6 protein-coding genes are annotated in these 3,712 nt (G+C 30.3%); all 6 read right to left on the bottom strand.

Features of this window, described 5'->3' with window-relative positions; translation table 11 throughout:
- Positions 1-226: 226 nt before the first annotated feature.
- On the bottom strand, positions 227-367 hold the full coding sequence (locus HHU12_RS33290) for a ComC/BlpC family leader-containing pheromone/bacteriocin (RefSeq protein WP_169661039.1): 141 nt from the start codon (positions 365-367) through the stop codon (positions 227-229).
- A 20-nt stretch (positions 368-387) separates the two neighbouring features.
- Entirely contained in the window at positions 388-528 is a 141-nt protein-coding gene (locus HHU12_RS33285) for a ComC/BlpC family leader-containing pheromone/bacteriocin (RefSeq protein ID WP_169661038.1), read from the bottom strand.
- Between the two features lie 18 nt (positions 529-546).
- Positions 547-690, bottom strand: coding sequence for a ComC/BlpC family leader-containing pheromone/bacteriocin (locus tag HHU12_RS33280; RefSeq protein ID WP_169661037.1), 144 nt, complete (start codon positions 688-690; stop codon positions 547-549).
- An 18-nt stretch (positions 691-708) separates the two neighbouring features.
- The gene (locus HHU12_RS33275; protein WP_169661037.1) at positions 709-852 is read right to left on the bottom strand and encodes a ComC/BlpC family leader-containing pheromone/bacteriocin; all 144 of its coding nucleotides are present in this window, start codon (positions 850-852) and stop codon (positions 709-711) included.
- 7 nt (positions 853-859) lie between these two features.
- On the bottom strand, positions 860-1,000 hold the full coding sequence (locus HHU12_RS33270; RefSeq protein ID WP_169661036.1) for a hypothetical protein: 141 nt from the start codon (positions 998-1,000) through the stop codon (positions 860-862).
- A 76-nt stretch (positions 1,001-1,076) separates the two neighbouring features.
- Positions 1,077-3,428: a TonB-dependent receptor domain-containing protein gene (locus HHU12_RS33265; RefSeq protein ID WP_169661035.1), complete on the bottom strand. Its 2,352-nt coding sequence runs from the start codon at positions 3,426-3,428 to the stop codon at positions 1,077-1,079.
- Positions 3,429-3,712: the final 284 nt, after the last annotated feature.

The following is a 3,712-nucleotide window of genomic DNA, read 5'->3' as shown; positions in this document are numbered from 1 at the left end:
CTATGACCATTTTTCACTATATCGTTGCCTTCACAGTGAGGACAACGTATTTCTTTGTAATGTCTCATATACATATAACAAAGAATCAACCTAAATCATCCATTACCCCTTTTTCTTACTACACTCTGTCGCAAAACTGCCACCTGTGATTACTTCTAATGATTCTGAGTTTAACTCCTCGATGTTTTTGATAGATTCCTTTTTCATGGTTCTTTACTTTTTTTGATTATTGAATTGATGATGTATCATGATGCTCTGAGTCTACATCATTTTTCTTACTGCACTCTGTGGCAAAACTGCCGCCTGTGATCACCTCTAATGATTCCGAGTTTAACTCCTCCAGGTTCTTAATTGATTGTTTTTTCATTTTTGTATGATTAAGTTTTATTAAAATTCTGATGCTATATCACTGTGTTCTGAATCTGAATCTCCTTTTTTACTGCACTCTGCTGCAATATTTCCACCTGTGATGACTTTTAATGCTTCTGTGTTTAACTCCTCGAAGTCTTTAATAGATTGAAATTTCATAGTTTATATATTTTAAGTTTATGACATTGATTCTAAGGCATCGTGATGCTTGGTATCTACATCTCGTTTTTTACTACACTCTGCAGCGATATTACCTCCTGTAATGATTTCTAATGCTTCTGAGTTCAACTCCTCGAAGTCTTTAATAGATTGGAATTTCATAGTTTTATATATTTAAGTTTATGACATTGATTCTAAGGCATCGTGATGCTTGGTATCTACATCTCGTTTTTTACTACACTCTGCAGCGATATTACCTCCTGTAATGATTTCTAATGCTTCTGAGTTCAACTCCTCGAAGTCTTTAATAGATTGAAATTTCATAGTTTCTTTAAATTATTTGTGACAGATCTAAATCGTCTTGTTTGATATCTTCTTTTATTGTGTTCTCTAAAGCATTCCATGCTCCAGTTATTTCATTTAGTCCCCCGTTTTCTAAAGGTTCTAAAGCTTGAATCGATTTTAACTTCATGATACTTTTATTTTTATCGATGAGTAGAGTAATAGATTTATATAAATAGAAAAGAATCAGCTCGAAATATTTACGATTAATAACTCCTTTTCACTTCATCTGAGTTACTATATTTCTTACGGTTACTTCTAATTTTATCAGAACCGAATGTGTACCTCAAGGATAATCGTAACTGTCTGCTATCGTAATAGTTACTATATTCTTGCCTGATATTATTTACATTACTCTCAATGATATAATTATTCGTCTTTAAAATATCTAATGCCTTCAACGATAAACTGATTTTTTCAAAAGAGTATTTAAGTCCTAGATCTAAAGAATAGTTTTCAAGAATATAATCTACCCCACTAACGCTTGGAGAAGAATACCAAAAATTCACTTCTCCCAGTAATGTTTTCTTTTTGTTTAAATTGAATGTATTATCAATTGAGACAGAGTAATTATACCCTGATTGTTTATCGACTGTTTCTGGCCTGTCAGAATACACTAATGTATAGTTTATATTGTATTGAATATAACTTGAAACAAACCCGAGATAATCAAAACTCACTGACTGCGTAAAACCTATTGCCCTTTCATTTAAAAAGTTATCCAATACTGTGGCTTGTATTTCTGAGTCCTTATCTGTTAAGGTAATTTGATCTACTCCATCTGTAGTATTTGAAAAATATAATGAAGAGGATAAATTATTATCATACGTATGAGTAATCTCTACATTATCAATATAATAAGGCTTCAAGTATGGATTTCCCTCTGCATATGAATAGGGATTATAGTACCATCTATAGGGATTTAAGTTCTTATAGGAAGGTCTATTTATTCTTCTTCCATATCCAGCTGACAAGCTATTCTCATCATTAATAGTATACATGGTGAAAAATGTAGGGAACAACTTAAGATAATTATAGTCATAGCTTTCATCTAATGACTTCGATAAACTATTAATCATTGTATTCTCTAACCTCAGCCCCATCTTAAATGTCCATTTATCAAATTCAGTATCAAAACTTGCATATACTGATTGCATATTCTCATTATAAGAGTAGTTATTCAGTTGTTCTTCATTATGCTCATTATCAATGTATAACTGATAAAGTGAACTGTTATTTGAAATGGATGATACTTTTGAGCCAAAATTGAGATTAAAATTATCATAAGGAAAAATAAAGTCCGCTTGTGCTGTAAATACATCCACGTTTTGACTATTACTATTATCAATAGTATTTACATAATCACTTGTATTTGTTGTGATGCTTTTATTGTCTTTGGATGTATTTTTCGAATAATAATCTACATCTATCGATAAACTTTTTTTAGACGAATCAAACTTTGTTATCATATGAGCATTCAAAGAATGATAATTTGAGCTACCATCTAAACTATTATCCGTTTTAAGTATCGAGTTTAGGCTTTCATTATTATCAATGATGGTTGTTCTCGTGAATCCAGTATCTCCTTGTTTGCTCATTGACCCTTTATACTGTACACCCACTGTGGTATTCTCACTCAATTGGTAATCCATCCCTAAACGCTCTGATATATAATTACTTAAATAATTAATATTAGATCTGGATTCCCATTTATTTGTTGGATAATAGATATTATTATCCTCCGTTACTAAACGGTCAGAAACTCCTGCATTTAAGTAGGCAAAAGCTGAAAACTTATTCTTTTTGTAATTGATACCTGCTCCATTAAAATACGAATTATTGGACGCTCGCTTATAGGTTGAATTGATATAACCATTAAAAGAATCAGATTTACTCTCTTTTAACTTTATATTTATTAATCCACTATTCCCTTCTGAACTATACTTTGAAGGTGGTATCTTTATTACTTCAATCTCCTTTATTTCATTTGAGGATAACGTAGATAAGTATTCAGTTAAATCGTTGCCACTAAGCATAACTAACCGATCATTAATCAGCACTTTGACTTGACTTTTTCCAACAATTGAAATTTTATCATCAGATACTAATATCCCAGGAGTTTGCTTGAGAACACTCATACCATCTTCTCCAAACTCTAGAGTAGAATTTTCAATATTAAATACCACTCTATCTACCTTTTGACTTATTATTGGTTTCTTGCCAAATACTTCAACCCCTTCTAGTTCTACACTATTCTCATATAGAGTAATATCTCCTAGAGTGTTACTACTTTTTGAAGTAACTTCTATTGTTTTGGACTTATACCCAATGAAACTAAGTTCAACTATAAATTTTTCATACTTATCAACTTCTACAGTAAAGTTGCCAGTTGAATCAGTAATAGTTCCTGTAATAAATTCTCCATTAATACTGGATACTACTACATTTACAAATTCTAATGGCTTATTATTTTCATCATAGATAGCACCTTGATACTTCTTAGCTAGTGTCACAGTTGACATGAATGAAAATAATACCATTATGTATAAATTTTTCATTTTACTTTGATTTAATTTTTATTTTGAAATACATTTTTTTAAATATTAAAATAAGGATAGTTATTATTAATTTTTAAAAAAGGAATCCCATTCCCATGTAGCTTATTAGAAACAATCTAAGTATATGACAAAAAAATGACTCTCCATGAAATTGATTAAATTTGAATTTCGACATACAAAATTTATCAATTATGGAGAGTCAACACGAATATACGAAATTGTTTGAAAAAATAAATTCACAGATCAAAATCAACAAAGCTAGATTAGATTGTTTGACATATCTA

It is taken from the genome of Flammeovirga aprica JL-4 (genome assembly GCF_012844305.1).
GTDB classification, from domain to species: Bacteria; Bacteroidota; Bacteroidia; order Cytophagales; family Flammeovirgaceae; genus Flammeovirga; species Flammeovirga aprica.
The sequence above is the reverse complement of the archived record's forward strand: the minus strand, read 5'-3'. Positions and strand labels throughout refer to the sequence as shown.

What these genes read in the sequence shown, in the direction of transcription:
- HHU12_RS33290 (WP_169661039.1), bottom strand. Translation starts at nt 367, where the DNA reads ATGAAAAAACAATCAATTAAGAACCTGGAGGAGTTAAACTCGGAATCA.
- HHU12_RS33285 (WP_169661038.1), bottom strand. Translation starts at nt 528, where the DNA reads ATGAAATTTCAATCTATTAAAGACTTCGAGGAGTTAAACACAGAAGCA.
- HHU12_RS33280 (WP_169661037.1), bottom strand. Translation starts at nt 690, where the DNA reads ATGAAATTCCAATCTATTAAAGACTTCGAGGAGTTGAACTCAGAAGCA.
- HHU12_RS33275 (WP_169661037.1), bottom strand. Translation starts at nt 852, where the DNA reads ATGAAATTTCAATCTATTAAAGACTTCGAGGAGTTGAACTCAGAAGCA.
- HHU12_RS33270 (WP_169661036.1), bottom strand. Translation starts at nt 1,000, where the DNA reads ATGAAGTTAAAATCGATTCAAGCTTTAGAACCTTTAGAAAACGGGGGA.
- HHU12_RS33265 (WP_169661035.1), bottom strand. Translation starts at nt 3,428, where the DNA reads ATGAAAAATTTATACATAATGGTATTATTTTCATTCATGTCAACTGTG.